General features: G+C 35.5%; 15 protein-coding genes, 1 tRNA gene and 1 pseudogene. All 17 read left to right on the top strand.

What is annotated here, in order from left to right:
• Positions 1 to 335: 335 nt before the first annotated feature.
• A complete protein-coding gene (locus LE180_RS03980) occupies positions 336 to 983 on the top strand; it encodes a site-2 protease family protein (protein WP_374134179.1) in 648 nt (215 codons plus the stop codon).
• Between the two features lie 48 nt (positions 984 to 1,031).
• On the top strand, positions 1,032 to 2,006 hold the full coding sequence (gene trpS, locus LE180_RS03975; RefSeq protein ID WP_374134178.1) for a tryptophan--tRNA ligase: 975 nt from the start codon (positions 1,032 to 1,034) through the stop codon (positions 2,004 to 2,006).
• A gap of 20 nt (positions 2,007 to 2,026) precedes the next feature.
• On the top strand, positions 2,027 to 2,767 hold the full coding sequence (locus LE180_RS03970; RefSeq protein WP_374134177.1) for a ScpA family protein: 741 nt from the start codon (positions 2,027 to 2,029) through the stop codon (positions 2,765 to 2,767).
• 561 nt (positions 2,768 to 3,328) lie between these two features.
• Positions 3,329 to 3,487: a hypothetical protein gene (locus LE180_RS03965; protein WP_374134176.1), complete on the top strand. Its 159-nt coding sequence runs from the start codon at positions 3,329 to 3,331 to the stop codon at positions 3,485 to 3,487.
• 154 nt (positions 3,488 to 3,641) lie between these two features.
• A complete protein-coding gene (locus tag LE180_RS03960) occupies positions 3,642 to 4,655 on the top strand; it encodes an NAD-dependent epimerase/dehydratase family protein (protein ID WP_374134175.1) in 1,014 nt (337 codons plus the stop codon).
• 29 nt (positions 4,656 to 4,684) lie between these two features.
• Positions 4,685 to 5,872, top strand: a complete 1,188-nt coding sequence (locus tag LE180_RS03955) for an aminotransferase class I/II-fold pyridoxal phosphate-dependent enzyme (protein ID WP_374134174.1) — start codon at positions 4,685 to 4,687, stop codon at positions 5,870 to 5,872.
• A gap of 18 nt (positions 5,873 to 5,890) precedes the next feature.
• The gene (locus LE180_RS03950; RefSeq protein WP_374134173.1) at positions 5,891 to 7,003 is read left to right on the top strand and encodes a hypothetical protein; all 1,113 of its coding nucleotides are present in this window, start codon (positions 5,891 to 5,893) and stop codon (positions 7,001 to 7,003) included.
• 131 nt (positions 7,004 to 7,134) lie between these two features.
• Positions 7,135 to 7,341, top strand: a complete 207-nt coding sequence (locus LE180_RS03945) for a hypothetical protein (protein WP_374134172.1) — start codon at positions 7,135 to 7,137, stop codon at positions 7,339 to 7,341.
• 107 nt (positions 7,342 to 7,448) lie between these two features.
• The gene (locus LE180_RS03940) at positions 7,449 to 8,462 is read left to right on the top strand and encodes a glycosyltransferase family 8 protein (protein ID WP_374134171.1); all 1,014 of its coding nucleotides are present in this window, start codon (positions 7,449 to 7,451) and stop codon (positions 8,460 to 8,462) included.
• Between the two features lie 52 nt (positions 8,463 to 8,514).
• On the top strand, positions 8,515 to 9,249 hold the full coding sequence (locus tag LE180_RS03935; protein ID WP_374134170.1) for a hypothetical protein: 735 nt from the start codon (positions 8,515 to 8,517) through the stop codon (positions 9,247 to 9,249).
• A 23-nt stretch (positions 9,250 to 9,272) separates the two neighbouring features.
• A complete protein-coding gene (locus tag LE180_RS03930; protein WP_374134169.1) occupies positions 9,273 to 9,398 on the top strand; it encodes a hypothetical protein in 126 nt (41 codons plus the stop codon).
• A 350-nt stretch (positions 9,399 to 9,748) separates the two neighbouring features.
• Positions 9,749 to 9,822, top strand: a tRNA-Arg gene (locus tag LE180_RS03925).
• Positions 9,823 to 9,859: 37 nt separating this feature from the next.
• A complete protein-coding gene (locus tag LE180_RS03920) occupies positions 9,860 to 10,090 on the top strand; it encodes a NifU family protein (RefSeq protein WP_374134168.1) in 231 nt (76 codons plus the stop codon).
• A gap of 252 nt (positions 10,091 to 10,342) precedes the next feature.
• Positions 10,343 to 10,600 (top strand): hypothetical protein, encoded by a 258-nt coding sequence (locus LE180_RS03915; RefSeq protein WP_374134167.1) that lies wholly within the window; start codon positions 10,343 to 10,345, stop codon positions 10,598 to 10,600.
• 432 nt (positions 10,601 to 11,032) lie between these two features.
• Positions 11,033 to 12,265 carry an aspartate kinase gene (locus tag LE180_RS03910; RefSeq protein WP_374134166.1) on the top strand — a complete coding sequence of 411 codons (1,233 nt, stop codon included), beginning with the start codon at positions 11,033 to 11,035 and terminating at the stop codon, positions 12,263 to 12,265.
• A gap of 15 nt (positions 12,266 to 12,280) precedes the next feature.
• Entirely contained in the window at positions 12,281 to 12,526 is a 246-nt protein-coding gene (locus tag LE180_RS03905; protein ID WP_374134165.1) for a prepilin-type N-terminal cleavage/methylation domain-containing protein, read from the top strand.
• Between the two features lie 236 nt (positions 12,527 to 12,762).
• A pseudogene (locus tag LE180_RS03900) lies at positions 12,763 to 13,140 on the top strand (citramalate synthase); the annotation flags it as partial.

The following is a 13,140-nucleotide window of genomic DNA, read 5'->3' as shown; positions in this document are numbered from 1 at the left end:
GGATTGTATTTAGCAAACCTTGACTCTTCCTTACTTGCTTCTTCCTTCTTAAAAAACATATCCCAATATTCATGCAAAGTTCTTACTTGTCTCTCTAAGTTCTTTATTCTGAAACGCATTAGTCTGTCTCTTCTCGATACATAGTTTTGTACCCCCCCCCCTTATTACGGATTAAATCATTGTATATAGTCCTCTTTTAATCTTGCACTCCTTTCAAAAAACAGTCCATTTTTAACTTTGCGGCGACATAACCGATATAATTTATTGACAAAGAAATTCAAAAAACATAGAATGAGTCGTCTGAGTGAGATTGGTGTAGTTAATAAAGGTTGCCAATGTTAACATTCATATATGTTGTAGTTTTTCTTTTTTCAGGCGTTATTCACGAAGTTGCTCATGGATACGTCGCTCACCTAAGAGGCGACGATACTGCAAAAATGCTTGGGCGTATTACTCTAAATCCTTTGCCTCATGTAGAGTTGTTTGGAAGCATTATTCTTCCGGTAACACTGTTAGTTATGAAAGCGCCCTTTCTTTTCGGTTGGGCAAAGCCTGTGCCAGTAACCTACAACAATTTAAAAAATCCCAAAATAGATGTCCCTCTTATTTCTATTGCAGGTCCTTTGTCAAATATATTGCTTGCAGTTATTTCTGGTCTAGGGATACGTCTCATATTTGCAATCCCTGATTTTGAAGCTGGGTTTGGTGGATTGCTGGAACCATTTCTATACATAATGCTTAAAGTAAATGTTACTCTCTCTGTTATTAATTTAATACCATTTCCTCCTTTAGATGCTTCAAAAGTCATAGCGTATTTTTTGCCTAGTAGTGTTGCTACAATATACTTAGATTTAATGAATTCAAATCCGTTTCTTTGTATGATAATTTTATTTTTGATACTTTCGTCAGGAATGATTTGGCGTTTTATATATTCCGTGATAAATTTTTTTGTAACAATTTTTAGCGGCGTTGCCTTGTTTTAGCGGTATTGCTTTGTAAGGTTGTTTAGCTATAACTATGAGAGATTATTTATGAAAAAAAGAGTGTTATCCGGTATGCGTGCTACCGGGAGACTTCATTTAGGTCATTATTTCGGCGCTTTAAAAAATTGGATTGCTCTTCAAGATAAGTGTGATTGTTATTATATGTCGTCGGATTGGCATGCTTTAACTACAGATTATGCCGATACTTCTAAAATTGATGAAAATACTTTGGAAATGGTTGCAGATTGGATTACTGCTGGGATAGATCCCCAAAAAACTGTGATTTTTAAACAGTCTATGGTGCCGCAACATAGCGAATTGTTTTTAATACTTTCTATGATATCGCCTTTGGGTTGGCTTGAAAGATGCCCAACATACAAAGATCAAATAAAAGAAATCAAAAATAAAGATCTTAATAATTACGGTTTTTTAGGTTATCCTGTTTTAATGGCAGCAGATATTTTGTTGTACAAAGCCGATACTGTTCCCGTTGGAGAGGATCAACTTTCGCATTTGGAATTTGCTCGCGAAATAACGAGAAGATTTAATAATTTTTACGGTAACGTTTTAATCGAACCTAAAGAACAACTTACCAAATCCGCAAGAGTTCCCGGTCTTGACGGAAGAAAAATGTCAAAATCTTATGGCAATTCGATTTTTCTTGGAGAAGAAAACGATGTTTTAAAAGAGAAAGTTAGGAATATGTTTACAGACCCTTTGAAAATAAAAAAAGACGATCCGGGACATCCTGACGGCTGCGTTGCTTTTGCATTCCATGAAATTTTTAATAAAGAATATAAAAAACGAGAAGAAGAGTGCAAAGACGGTTTAATGGGTTGCGTAGCATGTAAGAAGCAACTAATGGAGATGCTTTCTGAATTTATGAAGCCTTTGGCTGAAAAGAGAAAAGCCGTAATATCGAATAAGATATATTTGCGCAATGTAATAAATACTGGAAACCAGAATGCTATGGAAACAGCGCAAAAAACAATGTTGGAAATTCGTCACGCGTTAAAGTTTTAACGGTAAAGGTTCAGATTAGTATGGTTTATGATATTCATCTCGATACATTTGAAGGACCTTTAGATCTTCTTTTGCACCTCATAAGAAAAAATGATCTTGAAATTAACGAGATAAAAATAGCTGATATAACTGCTGAATATCTTACATATCTTGATTTGATGAAAGATTTAAACATTAGTGTTGCTGGGGAATTTCTTGTTATGGCATCAACTCTTATGCAGATGAAAGCTAGAGCTTTGCTTCCGTCAGACAGCAACAAAGACAATCAAGAGGAGGATGATACTTTAGATCAGTTTAAAAATAGATTGCTTGAATATCAGAAATATAAAGAAGTTGGAAAACTTTTGTCATATAAAATTATGGAGGCATCTCAAGTTTATTATAGAACTGCTACAGTTATAAGCAAACAAGATTTTGTTTTAGACGCTACAATTTTTGACTTGATGAATAGTTTTCGTAAAGCGCTGACTGCTCTGCCTGAAAACATAAAAGAAATTATGTATCAGGAAATTCCGATTGAAACAAAAATAAGAGAGATTCTTGATGTCTTAGAAGGAAAGCAGTATGTTTCTTTTACTGAAATATTAAAAATGCAAAACACTAAAACTGCTCTTATAGTTTGTTTTATGGCTGTTTTGGAACTTGTAAAAAATAAACAGATTGTTGCAAAACAATCTGAATTGTTTTCAGAAATTAGGATTTATAAAGTTTATAACGAAATTTGTTCTGATTTAAAAGAGAAAAATATGATTTTGGATTGATTGTTGACTCTAATACGGTTCAAGAGGTAGATGTTCGATTTTAGTCTCGCCTGTTCCTATTTTCAATCCTTTTCATCCTTTCCTCATCTTCTAAATTAGGATGTTCCTCTTACGCATGAAGCTATTAATTTATGTTGGGTGTTTCTTTATGTAACTTGTGCCACTCATTCCAATTCTTGAAAAATGAAAATGAGTGGCACGTCTCTCTTGTGTGAAAGATACACTCTCCTCGTAAGAAAAGACATAGTTTCTGTATGAAAAAGAGTATATGGACTAGGACATATTAAGTGCAAGTTTAAGATATTTACATACAGATGAGGAAATGATAAGAAGACATACTCAAGCAATGCGCTAAATTGTGCCGAGTCGTTGTCGTTATAGGAAGCCTCGCCTTTTAGGGTGAGGGTACAGTTTCACAATGCAAGTGGATGTTGTGAGGCGATTTGCAATGTCGTTATACTACAGACAATTAAACAGTATGGATGTGGAGCATTTTATGGACAATTTAAGAAGAATCCATACAAAATAAGGAAGTGGCAAAACGACAATAGGCATGAGAATATGAAAAAATTTAGTAAAATACTAAAGGAAGAGAAAATACAACAATTATTTAGCTATCCAAGATGTCCAAAGATAAACGGATACATAGAAAGATATAACAGAACATTGGGGAAAGAATTTATAAATAACATATGGAGCGTTATCGTTGTTCCTTCGTAAGAGGGGCGAATAATATACATCAATCGTTTAATAGAAGCTAATGTAATAAAATTGATAAAATTTTTCGGTAATAGTTGTTACTGGTCCTCGTCAATATGGAGAATCAACATTAATAAGACAATCGTCAAAGAATTTTAAAAATTAACGCACATATATGAAATTGTTTGATTATAAAGGTGGATATTTTGTGTTAAAAATTTTGGTTACGGGCGCAAACGGTTTTGTAGGGAGTCATGTAGTTGAAGCATTGCTCGAAGAAAATCATCGCGTTATATGTGCAGTAAGAGAAACGTCAAATTTAAAATGGATAAAAATTTTGCCGCTTGAGTACAGGTACGGCAATTTAAATGATAAAAATTTTTTAGAAACAGCTGTTCAAAATGTTGATGGCATTGTACATTGCGCGGGGGTTGTGCGCGCAATGACTAAAGACGAATATTTTAGAGCCAATGTCGATAATTCTAAACATTTGTGCGAAGCGATCATAAAAAATAATCCTTATTTAAAAAAGTTTGTGTTCATTTCATCTCAGGCAGCTATGGGTCCTGCAGGTGTGGACGGTACAAAAAAAATATCAGATAAAGCAAATCCCGTTTCTGATTATGGTTTAAGCAAAATTACAGCGGAAGTAGAAATTAAAAAAACGCTTTCAGGAAAAGTGCCATACACAATCTTAAGACCAGCAGCGATTTATGGTCCCAGAGACAAAGATATTTTTATATTTTTTAATTTGGTTCACAAACATTTAAGACCATTGACGTTAACAAAACGATTTTTACATCTTGTTTATGTAAAAGATGTGGCAAAAGCAGTCCTGGCATGTCTGGAAAACAAAAAAAGCGACAATAATACTTATTATCTTGCGAATTCTAATGCATATACGTGGTCGGATATAGGAAGTATTATAGCGTCTTCCGTTGGCATTAAGGCAATTCCTTTTCCTATTCCTGACTTTATTTTTAAAATTGCAGGGTTGATGGCTGAAACAATTTCCCGTATAACAAAAAAACCTGCCGTTTTGAATGGTCAAAAAATTACAGAAATGCTTCAAAAATATTGGACTGCAGATACCAAACCTGCAGAAAACGATTTAAATCTAAAATTTACGAGTCTTGAAGTTGCTTCTAAAATAACGTACAATTGGTATTTGGAGAATAAATTTTTCTAGTTTGTATCCAGTGAAAGAGGAGAATATAAATGGGCGCGGACGTTTTCGATAAGTGTTTTGGGTTTCATGTAGTAAATGATCTAAAAAAAACAGGTTTCTATCCATATTTTCACAGAGTTGAATCTGAGCAGGGACCGGAAATTGTAATCGACGGTAAGAAAAAAGTAGTAGTTTGTTCCAATAACTATCTAGGGTTTGCAAATCACCCTAAAGTTATTGAGGCTTCTATTCTCGCAGCAAGGCAGTATGGTACGTCTTGCACAGGCTCGAGATTTCTTAACGGTACTAATGACTTACACGAAAAAGTTGAAAAAAAGTTTGCGAAATTTGTAGGCAAAGAAGACGCTATTCTTTTTACCACAGGTCATCATTCAAATTTGGGTGCTCTTTCTTGTCTAGTTGGGAAGGGCGAAGTTTTTATTACTGATAAATTAGATCATGCTTCAATTATTGATGGTTGTCGGTTGTCCTTTGGCGACATGGCAAGATTTAGGCACAACGATATGGCAGATCTTGAAAGACAGCTTGTAAAACATCAAGGCAAGGGCATATTGATTGTTGTTGACGGACTTTTTAGTATGGAAGGCGATATTGCAAATTTTCCTGAAATTTCAAAACTTGCAAAAAAATATGGAGCAAGAGTTTTTGTTGACGAGGCTCATTCTTTGGGCGTTATAGGTAAAAATGGCAAGGGTACAGGCGAACATTTTAACATGGAAGAGGATGTCGATGTAATGATGGCGACAGCTTCTAAGTCTTTGGCTTCGATAGGCGGTTTTATTGCAAGTAAAACGGAAGTTATAGATTATATTAAGCATAATGCGAGAACTATGATTTTTACGGCGAGTCTTCCGCCGGCGTGCGTTGGGGCAATTGATGCCGCTTTGGACTTAGTTGTTGCCGAACCTGAAAGAAGAATAAGATTAATAGATATTTCGAACAAAATGAAAGACGCTTTTAAATCTATGGGATACGATACAAATAATTCGCAGTCTCCTATTATTCCTTTGACTGTTGGCGAAGATTTGGTTGCGTTTAAAATGTGGAGAATGCTATTTGATGAAGGCGTGTTTGCTTCTCCAGTTGTAACTCCCGCAGTTCGTGAAGGACAGGCTATAATAAGAACAAGTTATATGGCTACGCATTCTGATTCTGATTTGAATTTTATACTTGAAAAGTTTAAGAAGATCGGAAAAGAGTTGGGCATAATATCTTAGTATTTAAGGATTCATAAAATGGTCATAGTTAAAGCAGACACTCAAAAACAATTGAGGCAGTTCATACGGTTCCCCTGGAGAATTTATTCAAAATCTAGTCCTTGGGTTCCGCCTCTAATTGCCGATGCAGTAGAAATCCTTTCTGAAGATAAAAATCCTTTTTGGTTACATGCAAAAAGACAGCTTTTTTTGGCTTATGATAACGATAACAATATTGTTGGTAGAATTGTGGCAATAATAGATTACAATTATGTATCTTTTCAAGATGATAAGTGTGGGTTTTTTGGTTTTTTTGAATGTATAAATGATGCTACAGTTGCAAAAGGGCTTTTTTTAGCGGTGCAAAAATGGCTTGAGGGGCAGGACATACATAAAATGATTGGTCCTATGAATCCTTCTACAAACGACGAGTATGGGTTTTTGTTAGAAGGTTTTGATCTTGCTCCAAGTCTTATGATGCCATATACTCCTGAGTATTATTTGCATCTTGCAGAACAATCCGGTCTTAAAAAAGTAAAAAAACTTTACGCTTACGATATGGATGTTACAAATGATGCAAGAGTCGACAGACTTGAAAGAGTTGTTGCTATGGCGAAAAAGAAACTTCCTATGTTGAAAATTAGAAATATAAGCAAATCTTCATATAAAGAAGATTTAGAAGTCGCAATATCAATATACAACCGCGCTTGGGAGAAAAACTGGGGTTTTGTTCCGTGGAGCGACGGAGAATTTGCAGCGATCGCTTCAAAGTTAAAAAGGCTCATAGATATTGAGATGGTGATAATAGCTACAGTTGCAGACGCTCCCGTTGGGATGCTTATTTCTTTGCCTGATTATAATCAGGTGCTGAAGAGATTGAATGGGAGATTACTTCCTACAGGGATTTTTAAGTTTCTATATTACAGAAAAAAAATTGACAGTTTAAGACTTATGGTTATGGGTGTTGTAAAAGAATACAGACAAAAGGGTATAGAAGCTGTTATGTACGAAAAGGGTTTAAAAAACGCTCTTAGATTAGGATATAAACATTGCGAACTTTCGTGGGTTCTTGATGATAATATAATGACGCAGCGCACAGCAGAAATGATGAATGGCAGAATTTATAAAAAATACGCGGTATATGGGAATTAGATATATATTACGTCGCTGTTGTTGCCATTCTGTATAAATCACATTTCAAAATTGAATATCCTGTATCACAAACTCAAACAGAAATCTTATAAGCGATTTACAACAATAAAAAGTGATATGGTGAGGGGGTTATGGCAACAAACAGATGCGTAAAGTGGAGTAAGAAGTCGTGCGCTGTTTTTGAATCAGCAGCAGATAATAGTCTTGATTTTGAATTTTATGATAGTGTAAGCGGGAACAACAATAGCAATGTACTACAAGGAAACAACAATGCGGTAAGCAATACGGCAGATCATAGAAATTTTGAAACTTCAAGTGGAATTACTGGAAAAAGATAAGAAAAATGATACAAGTCAAAGTTAGAATTACCTCTTTAAAAGCAGAAAAATGATACAAATTGAAATTGAGTTTAAGAAAGAAAATCATAAAAAGGAGTAGTTTAGCTATGAAAAAAGTAATTGCATTAACATTGTCACTAGTGTTTCTTTGGTTTGTTTCAAATCCTCAAAGTGTTTATGCTGATACAAACAACAAGTTAAAGACAAACCCAATTAACATAGCGTTTTGTTTTGATGAAAATTATTGGATGCAAGCTGGTGTTACTATCACTAGTCTTTTGTGTACGGCAGAAGAAAAATGCTGTTACAACATTTACTGTGTTGTTCCAGCGTCGATGAATCAAACGAAGAAAAATATTTTAAAGGCACAAGTAAAGAAATATTCGCCTCTCTCGATGATAAACTTTCTTACTGTCACAAACCAGCTGGACGGCGTAGAGTCTGCAAGAAGAAGAGCACTTTGCTATAGACTTTTATTACCTAACCTACTACCTGATTTAGATAAAATTATATATACGGATATTGACTTAATTTTTAATGATGATTTGCAGGAATTGGATAAGATAGATGTAAGTAAATATTATGTAGCAGGGGTAGGAGAGTTTGATAAAAACACGAAAAATTTACGAAGGAAAATAAGGAAATTATATAGTGAATACGGTTTGTGTGACATAATCAATAAAGGACAATATATAAATTCTGGGGTTTTGATACTCAATCTTAAAAAAATCAGGCAAGATAACATGGATAAAAAATGGTTCGAGCTTATCAATATGGACTTTCCGTACATCGACCAAGATATAATTAATATAACTTGTGCTGACAATATATTGTTTTTACCGCTTTATTATAATCTTAATAATGATAATAATAATAGCGCAAGAATTATTCATTATGCTGCTAGTGGTAAACCTTGGGAAATAAACAGCAGAATCGGTAGCGAGCTTTGGTGGTATTATGCTGGTCAAACTCCGTTTGTTAACTGCTTCTTGAAAAACGTGATGCAAAAACAATATGAAGGTAGATTTAAAGTTTTGCCAAAGTGGGTTAGTAGAGTTTTTTGTTGGTTTATTCCCAAAAAAGAAGCTAGACATCAGTTTCTTAGGAAATATATGGTTTGAGAAACCAAAATCAAGGAACTAAGTAAAATACGAACGATATGGAAACCTGCTTGTGGCGTTCATTTACAAACGAGGGAAGATTTATTATGTAGGCTATAGGATTACCGTTTTAGATGAGAACGGTAACAGAGTAAGAAAACAGGTGTCAGAGCCTATAAGTCCTGACAAGCAAGTTGCAGAGGAATTTGCGGCTAAGAAAACACTTAACGAATACACTGATAAAAAGAAACTTCTTAAAAGAGACATATCAATACAACAATTTTATGAGGAGTACAAGAAAAATTACTCCACTTATTATGATTTAGTTGATAACTACCCTGAGATAGACAGTCAAGAAAAAAGACCTTTCACAGATGAAGAAATACAAAAGATTTTAGATAATACGACATTCCCACAGCTTGGAGCGCATATCTTATCAATATGGCACGGGTTAAGGGCTGCGAAAATATGCTACCTTGAACGGTCAGATTTTGTGTGGTCTAAGAATCCTAAAATTGAAAGAGATTATCTAAAGATAAGAAGCAAGCCAAAACTTGGCTGGGAGCCGAAAACAAAAGGCTCTGAGAGAGATGTCCCGATACACTCTGAATACAGAGATATTTTGCATAAGATGTGGCAATATGGGGAAGGCAAATCAAACTTCTTCTTGTTTACTAAATTTGGATATAGTCGGTTGTTCCCTGCAGAATTAAGCGCATACACTAGGACACTGTTTAAACGGCTTGGATTTCCAGCAAAAGAGCTGTCTTTACACAGTGACAGACACATACCTACACTACAAGGATAAAAGACGGTGGAGGAAGTCTAAACATGGCTAGTAAAAGTCTCGGACATTCAAACACAAAAATCACTGAAGAAATTTACACAGAATTCAAACCTCACGAACATTTCAACGTTGTTGACTACATCAAAATAAACGTTAAAAGCCTAAGGTAAAGTTGTAAGAATTGACCAAATGGGGTTTTTGGCATACAAAATAATGTCAACGGTTCATTTATAATTAACGGCAAATTCAAGTTGCTAATGCAACGGTAGAATTAAAGGCACCTTTGAGATGTGTTAATTATCAAAACTAACGCTTTTAGACAAAACGTCTTATAAGTTTTACTTTTAAAGGTTAAATAGGATTTTTTAGCATTTTAGTTTAATTATGTAATGAAATTATGTATAATAATAAGTGTAACAGTTTTGTTGTTGATTTGCAATGAGAACTTACAAAATGGGTAAAATCCTATATAAAGTCAATGCTCGTTGGCGGCATTTCATTGCAACAAAACCATTTTAGTGCGCCCATAGCTTAATTGGATAGAGCGTTTGACTACGAATCAAAAGGTTAGAGGTTCAACTCCTCTTGGGCGCGTTTTTTAAAGAAATATAAATGCAACAGGAGATAGAATATGACATTAAAAGAAAAAGTAGAAAAGGCTTTGGAGACAGTAAGACCTCATTTGCAAGCAGATGGCGGAAATGTTGAATTAATAGACACAACCGAAAATGGAATTGTAAAAGTAAAACTTACAGGCGCATGTGGAGACTGTCCTATGGCAGCAATGACTTTACAGTACGGTGTTACAAGTGCAATTAAACAAGCAGTGCCTGAAGTTAAAGAAGTTCAGGCGGTGCAGTAAAATACCGCAAAGAAAAGTGGAAATGAATGTATATGTAAAAATAAACTTAACAAATCACAAATTGCAGATTTAGCCGTCAAGATTGAAGGACATCCTGATAACGTTGTCCCTGCGATTTACAGTAGATTATGTGTATGCATCAAAAAATGAAGGCGGATATCACGGAACCGTGGTACAACTGCCTCTCTCGGAGTTTAAAGTTGTTTTATGTATTCCGTCTTTTGATTACGAACAAAGCATTCGAGACAAGTTTTGCCTAAAAACTTAAGTTTAAAAGATGTTGTTTTCAATACATCGAGAGGAGCTCTTCTCATAGCGGCTTTTTGTTGCCAAGATTATCCTTTATTAAAACAGACTATGGAAGATAAGACTCACCAATTATATATAGGGAAAATGATCCACGCTGTGAGCGAAGTTTTAGAAGTTGCTTTGGAAGCGACTGCTCATGGGTCGTGTCTTTCAGGTTCAGACCTACTCTTATCGTTTTTTGCGAAAAAAAAGATATTGTAAATGTTCAAAAAGCTGTGATAAAGAGATGAAAAAATGAAGGTGTTAAGGCAAAATCGTATATATTAGATTTTGATGTCGAGAGCGCTTTCAATATATAGTTAATCAAAAATGATGAGAAAAATAATTATTGCAGTGTCGTCAAAGAAGATACTCTATCAGGTCGACTAGTTGTCTGAAAGCAGAAAACTTGAAGAATTCTTTTTCTAGGTATTTCGGTGTACTCAATATTGATGATAGACGAAAGATTTGGTTGTCTGAACAAAATGAAGAATCCACAACAACCTATCTCTCACACAACAGACTAACAACTGCCACCCCAATGCCTCGGCGGCTTTGTTGCCACCTCTTTCAGAGAAAGAGGAATAAAAAAGAGGGGTGAGAATGGCACAACAACTGTAAAAATATATCGTGATATTTTGGAGGAATCATAAGATGTCTCTTGTGGTAATGAAATTTGGCGGGTCTTCTGTAGCGGATGCTGACAAGATGAAGCATGTCGCGGGGAAAATCGTTGCAAAAAAAAATGCCGGCAATAAAGTTGTTGCTGTTGTTTCAGCGCCGGGAGATACAACCGACGATTTGCTTGAAATGGCGACTAAAATTACGTCAAACCCTCTCGCAAGAGAAATGGACATGTTGCTTGCAACCGGAGAAATGATTTCTATATCGTTACTTGCAATGGCACTTGACTCCATGGGCGAAAAAGTAATTTCCCTGACGGGTCCTCAAGCCGGAATTTTAGCAGATGATAATTATACCCGCGCAAGAATTAAAAAAGTTAATCCTCGAAAAATAAAAGTGCAACTTACTAAAAATAATATCGTTATAGTTGCTGGGTTTCAAGCGTTGAACTCTAAAGGAGACATTACTACATTAGGAAGAGGTGGATCAGATTTAACAGCTGTTGCTTTAGCTGCCGGTTTAGAAGCTGATTCCTGTGAAATATATTCTGACGTTGAAGGCGTATATACAACCGATCCCAGAGTGGTAAAGGATGCTAAAAAGCTCGATTACCTGTCTTACGATGAAATGCTTGAAATGGCAGATTCCGGAGCGCAAGTATTGCAGTCGCGAAGCGTAGAAGTGGCAAAAAAGTTTGGAGTTGAAATACATGCAAGAAGCACATTCAGCGAAAAACAAGGAACTATAATTACAAGTGAACAAAAAATCAGGAGGAAAAAGATGGAAGCATTGCTAGTTTCGGGAGTAGCTTTCGACAAAGATCAGGCTAAATTTACAATGATAGATTTGCCGGACATTCCGGGTGTGGCTGCAAAAATTTTCAGCCGACTTGCAAAAATCGGCGTTAACGTGGATATGATTACGCAATCCGCAGCCGTAGATAAAAAAAATGATATTTCATTTACAGTATGCAAAGCGGAGATGAAAAAAACTCATACAGAACTTGATAAAATAGCTCATGAATTTAAAACCCCTCAAGTTGTTTTTGACGAGCATGTTGCAAAAATTTCTATAGTGGGAATAGGAATGAAAAGTAACCCCGGTGTTGCAGGAAAAATGTTTGAAATACTACATAAGAAAGTCATAAATATTGAAATGATTTCTACCAGTGAAATTAAAATATCGTGCATTGTTGACGAACTTGATATGGTAAAAGCAGTTGAAGAACTTCACAAAGGTTTTGGGCTTTCTAAAAAGAAGTAAGGAGACAGAGGATTTATGACAAATTCAAAAGGATTTACATTAATAGAGGTCGTTATAGTGATTGCAATAATAGGAATTTTGAGTGTTGTGGCTATTCCTGTGTACAAAAGTCACTTGGAAAAAGCAAGAATTGTGCAAACTAATAGTGCAATTGAAAAAAACACCGTTGAAGAAACTTCCTTGGAAGAAGCACCGGGCGGTGATGTTGCAAATGATAATGTTTTTGCAGAAAACGATGATGCAATCGCGACAAGCGCGTGAAAGATTTTTAACTATCGTCAAAGAAGATACCCCAGTCGTCGAGTAGTTGTATGAAAGCCGAAAGTTTGAAGAATCCACAACAATCTATCTCTCTCCGTACCATGCATGACAGGCTAACGACTGATCGCCTTGTCGCCACCCCTTTCAGAGAAAAGAGAATAAAAAGGAGAATAAAAACATCACTGTCTAATTTTGACGGTTGCAGGCAAACAATCGAGATCCAATTCAGGAGAACTATGAAACAGATACTAATATTTGATACTACGTTAAGAGACGGCTCTCAAGGAGTCGGAATATCTTTTACAACGGAAGACAAAATAAAAATAGCAAAAGTTTTAGACTCTTTTGGCGTTTCGTACGTTGAGGGAGGTTGGCCCGGGTCCGGTCCTAAGGATGATTTGTTTTTTGAACAAATGAAAAAATCTCCTCTAAAACGCGCAAAACTTACAGCATTTGGATGTACGCGTCGCAAAGATAAAAAAGCATCGGAAGATGGAACTTTACGCGCAATAATTAAGTCTGGCGTTAAAACCGCCTGTATATTTGGCAAGGCATGGAATTTACATGTAAAGCGCGCTCTTAAAACCACAAATGAAGAACCACAAATGAAGAAA

Origin of the sequence: Candidatus Endomicrobiellum pyrsonymphae (genome assembly GCF_020328025.1) — a bacterium.
In the GTDB taxonomy this organism is placed as follows: Bacteria; Elusimicrobiota; Endomicrobiia; order Endomicrobiales; family Endomicrobiaceae; genus Endomicrobiellum; species Endomicrobiellum pyrsonymphae.
Note: the sequence above shows the minus strand (reverse complement) of the source record. Positions and strands in the feature narration are given on the sequence as shown.

What these genes read in the sequence shown, in the direction of transcription:
- LE180_RS03965 (WP_374134176.1), top strand. Translation starts at nt 3,329, where the DNA reads ATGAAAAAATTTAGTAAAATACTAAAGGAAGAGAAAATACAACAATTA.
- LE180_RS03955 (WP_374134174.1), top strand. Translation starts at nt 4,685, where the DNA reads ATGGGCGCGGACGTTTTCGATAAGTGTTTTGGGTTTCATGTAGTAAAT.
- trpS (WP_374134178.1), top strand. Translation starts at nt 1,032, where the DNA reads ATGAAAAAAAGAGTGTTATCCGGTATGCGTGCTACCGGGAGACTTCAT.
- LE180_RS03950 (WP_374134173.1), top strand. Translation starts at nt 5,891, where the DNA reads ATGGTCATAGTTAAAGCAGACACTCAAAAACAATTGAGGCAGTTCATA.
- LE180_RS03930 (WP_374134169.1), top strand. Translation starts at nt 9,273, where the DNA reads ATGGCTAGTAAAAGTCTCGGACATTCAAACACAAAAATCACTGAAGAA.
- LE180_RS03960 (WP_374134175.1), top strand. Translation starts at nt 3,642, where the DNA reads ATGAAATTGTTTGATTATAAAGGTGGATATTTTGTGTTAAAAATTTTG.
- LE180_RS03905 (WP_374134165.1), top strand. Translation starts at nt 12,281, where the DNA reads ATGACAAATTCAAAAGGATTTACATTAATAGAGGTCGTTATAGTGATT.
- LE180_RS03920 (WP_374134168.1), top strand. Translation starts at nt 9,860, where the DNA reads ATGACATTAAAAGAAAAAGTAGAAAAGGCTTTGGAGACAGTAAGACCT.
- LE180_RS03970 (WP_374134177.1), top strand. Translation starts at nt 2,027, where the DNA reads ATGGTTTATGATATTCATCTCGATACATTTGAAGGACCTTTAGATCTT.
- LE180_RS03940 (WP_374134171.1), top strand. Translation starts at nt 7,449, where the DNA reads ATGAAAAAAGTAATTGCATTAACATTGTCACTAGTGTTTCTTTGGTTT.
- LE180_RS03910 (WP_374134166.1), top strand. Translation starts at nt 11,033, where the DNA reads ATGTCTCTTGTGGTAATGAAATTTGGCGGGTCTTCTGTAGCGGATGCT.
- LE180_RS03945 (WP_374134172.1), top strand. Translation starts at nt 7,135, where the DNA reads ATGGCAACAAACAGATGCGTAAAGTGGAGTAAGAAGTCGTGCGCTGTT.
- LE180_RS03980 (WP_374134179.1), top strand. Translation starts at nt 336, where the DNA reads ATGTTAACATTCATATATGTTGTAGTTTTTCTTTTTTCAGGCGTTATT.